We start from the raw sequence: 3,285 nt of genomic DNA on the forward strand, positions 1-3,285 counted from the left end.
GATCTCCGAACGGCCCTCGATCACGGTGCCGTCGACCGCGCAGCGCTCGCCGGGCCGCAAGAGCACGATGTCGCCGGGATGGATCGCGGCCACCGGCACGTGCGAGATTTCATCAGGGCCGACGAACTTCGCGGCCGTCTCCGCCTTCAGCGCCGCGAGATTGCCGGCGACCGCGCGGGTCCGCCGCCGCATGTTCTGGTCGAGGAAGCGGCCGACCAGCAGGAAGGTGAGCAGCATGATCGCCGCGTCGAAATAGGCGTGCTCGGCGTGGTGGATGGTCTCGACCACGGACATGCCGAGCGCCAGGATCACCCCGATCGAGATCGGCACGTCCATGTTGGTGGTCTTCGCCGACAGCGCGCGCCAGGCCGAGCGGAAGAACGGCTGGCCGGCATAGGCCGTCGCGGGTAGCGCGATCAGCGCCGACAGCCAGTGGAAGAAATCGCGCTGCTCTGGCAGCATGTCCGAGATATTGCCCGACCACACCGGGATCGACAGCATCATCACGTTCATGGTGGCGAACGCCGCGACGCCGAGGCAGCGCAGCAGGAAGCGGGATTCGGCGACCTCCGCCACCTCCGCACTCGCGGTCTCGAACGGATAGGCCTTGTAGCCGAGCTCCTCGAGCCGATCGATGACCCGGCTGGGGTCGAGCGTGCCCGCCTTCCACTCCAGCGCGACGCGGCGGTCGGTCAGGTTGACGCGCGCCAGCGTGACGTCCGGGATGGCGGACAACCCACGCTCGATCTTGGCCATGCAGCCGGCGCAGTGAACGCCTTCGACCGCGAGATCGATGTGCTGGACGCCCTCGCCCGCCTCGCGAACATAATGAGAGAAATCGCGCGTGACCTGCATGATTAAAATCCTTCAGTTCAGGATCACGCGGTTGCGCGACAGGAACACACGCGTCCCCCGCGCCTCCGCCTCGATCACCAGGTCCCACTGGCCCGGCGCGACGGACGCGGCATTGCCGCGATAGAGGCCGATGCCGGCCTCGGTGAGCTCGACGGCGAGATCGGCGCGCTTGTCGGTCGGCCGCTCCAAGCGCCCGCCGAATTTCAGCCCGGCGATCGGCTGGCCGCCGGCATCGCGGGCTTCGACCTGGACCACGGCGCCGCCGCCGTTGCGGCGCTCGATATGGGCGTTGACCTTCCACTTGCGCAGCGCCTGATCATGCGCCGCCGAGATCTCGCGGTCGTAGGTCAGGCCGGCGGCATAGGGGCTGTCGACGTCGGTGCCGGGCAGCGTCGCAATCGCGAGCTTCATCATGGTGACGTTGACGCCGATCACGAGGCCGAAGAAAGCGACCAGCAACAGGAAGACCTTGGTTCCGGTCAGCGGCTTGGATGACATGATGGTCTCCTGGATTTATGGCGCGACGAAATTGTCGGTGGCGCTCGCGGCGACGCCAAGTCCGATATCCATGACGTGGAAGCGGACCGGAATCGACTTCTCCGGATTGTTCTCGGCCGGGGCGGTGACCAGCAGCCGCAGCTCGCTGGTGGAGTCGCGCGGGATCACGATGATCGGCCGGTCCGGCGTCACCGAATCGGCGCCGACGACGTGCATCGTGGGATTGACCGGTCCTTCCACGTCGATGGCGATGGCGCGGTCGTAGCCGCTCTTGTTCAGTAGACGCACCGTGTAGGCATTGCGGATCGAGCCGTCGCTGAGCTTGACCGCGACCGGATTGCGATCGTGCAGTACGTTGACGTCGAGCAGGCTGCGGGTCGCCAGCGTGTGGATCATGAAGCCGCCGACCGCTGCGATGATCGCGCTGTAGACGACCGTGCGGGCCCGGACGATGCGGTAGATCGGCGCCTTGCCTTCCTGGCGACGCTGAATGTTGATGTCGTTATCGTAGCCGATCAGGCGCTTCGGCCGGCCGATCTTGGTCATCACGTTGTCGCAGGCGTCGATGCAGAGACCGCACTGGATGCATTCCATCTGCGGTCCGTTGCGGATGTCGATGCCGGTGGGGCAAACCGCGACGCACTGGTAGCAGTCGACGCAATCGCCGACCTGCTCGCCGAGCGCGCGCAGCTCGGCGGCCTTCTTCACCGAGGTGCGCTTCTCGCCGCGGTCGTAGCGGTAGGTGACGTTGAGCGCCCATTCGTCGGTGAGCGCGGCCTGGATGCGCGGCCACGGGCACATATAGGTGCAGACCTGCTCGCGCATGTAGCCGGCGAGCACATAAGTCGTCGCGGTGAGGATGCCGATCCAGACATAGGCGATCATCGGCCCCTGGAAGGTGACGAGCTCTTTCACCAGGGTCGGCGCGTCGTTGAAGTAGAGCACCCAGGCGCCGCCGGTCCACCAGGCGATCATGAGCCAGATCGAATGCTTGAGCACGGTCTCGGAGATCCGCTCGAGCTTCAGCGGATCGGACGATTTGTCCTTCTTCATCCGCTCGCGCCGGTCGCCTTCGACCAGACGCTCGACCGCATAGAACAGGTCGGTCCACACCGTCTGCGGACAGAGATAGCCGCACCAGATGCGGCCACCGACCGAATTCATCAGGAACAGCGCCACCGCGGCCACGATCAACAGGCCGGTAAAGTAGTAGACCTCCTGCGGCCACAGCTCGATGAAGAAGAAGTAGAAGCGGCTGTTGGGAAGATCGATCAACACCGCCTGACTTGGGGCGCCGAGGCCGCGATTCCAGCGCACGAAGGGGAGGAAATAATAGACGCCGAGGCAGATCGCCATCAGGCCCCATTTGATCCGGCGGAACGTGCCGGAGACGCTCTGGGGATAGACCTTCTTGCGGGCCGCGTAGAGCGGTCCGTTGTCGCCCACAGGCTTGAGTTCGTTCGGATTGACGGTCTTGTTCATCGCTTAGAACTTCTCGAAGAGGTGCGATTAAACCTAGACCCGACATCGTCGCGTCGTTTGATCCAGCTCAAACGGGGGCGCTTTTGTTCGCCCACGCCGGCATCCTTTGAGCCACGGACCTGCTATTTTCCACCGCCGAGCGAGTGGACGTAGACCGCCATCGCCTTGATGGTGGCGGGATCGAGCCGCCCTTCCCAGGCCGGCATCACGCCGGCGCGGCCCTGGCTGATGGTCTCGATCAGGCTCGCCTCATCGGAGCCGTAGAGCCAGATCTTGTCGGTCAGATCAGGTGCACCCATCTCCTGGTTGCCCTTGCCGCCGTCGCCGTGGCAGGCGACGCAGTTCTCCGCGAAGATCTTCTCGCCCTTGGCGGCATCGAAGCCGTTGCGGGTCGGAAGGCCCGCCAGCGACCGCACGTAATTGGCGACCGTGACGATCTCGTCGCCCTTC

The 3,285-nt window shown here is 65.1% G+C and carries 4 protein-coding genes; all 4 read right to left on the reverse strand.

Going from position 1 to position 3,285, the window contains the following annotated elements; genetic code table 11:
• A partial coding sequence (locus IVA79_RS27125; protein ID WP_247558741.1) for a heavy metal translocating P-type ATPase occupies positions 1–855 on the reverse strand: 855 nt, incomplete at its 3' end.
• 12 nt (positions 856–867) lie between these two features.
• Positions 868–1,353: a FixH family protein gene (locus IVA79_RS27130; protein ID WP_247558743.1), complete on the reverse strand. Its 486-nt coding sequence runs from the start codon at positions 1,351–1,353 to the stop codon at positions 868–870.
• 15 nt (positions 1,354–1,368) lie between these two features.
• Positions 1,369–2,835, reverse strand: a complete 1,467-nt coding sequence (ccoG, locus tag IVA79_RS27135) for a cytochrome c oxidase accessory protein CcoG (protein ID WP_247558745.1) — start codon at positions 2,833–2,835, stop codon at positions 1,369–1,371.
• Positions 2,836–2,957: 122 nt separating this feature from the next.
• A partial coding sequence (locus IVA79_RS27140) for a c-type cytochrome (RefSeq protein WP_247558747.1) occupies positions 2,958–3,285 on the reverse strand: 328 nt, incomplete at its 5' end.

This window comes from Bradyrhizobium sp. 138, from assembly GCF_023074075.1.
GTDB lineage: Bacteria > Pseudomonadota > Alphaproteobacteria > Rhizobiales > Xanthobacteraceae > Bradyrhizobium.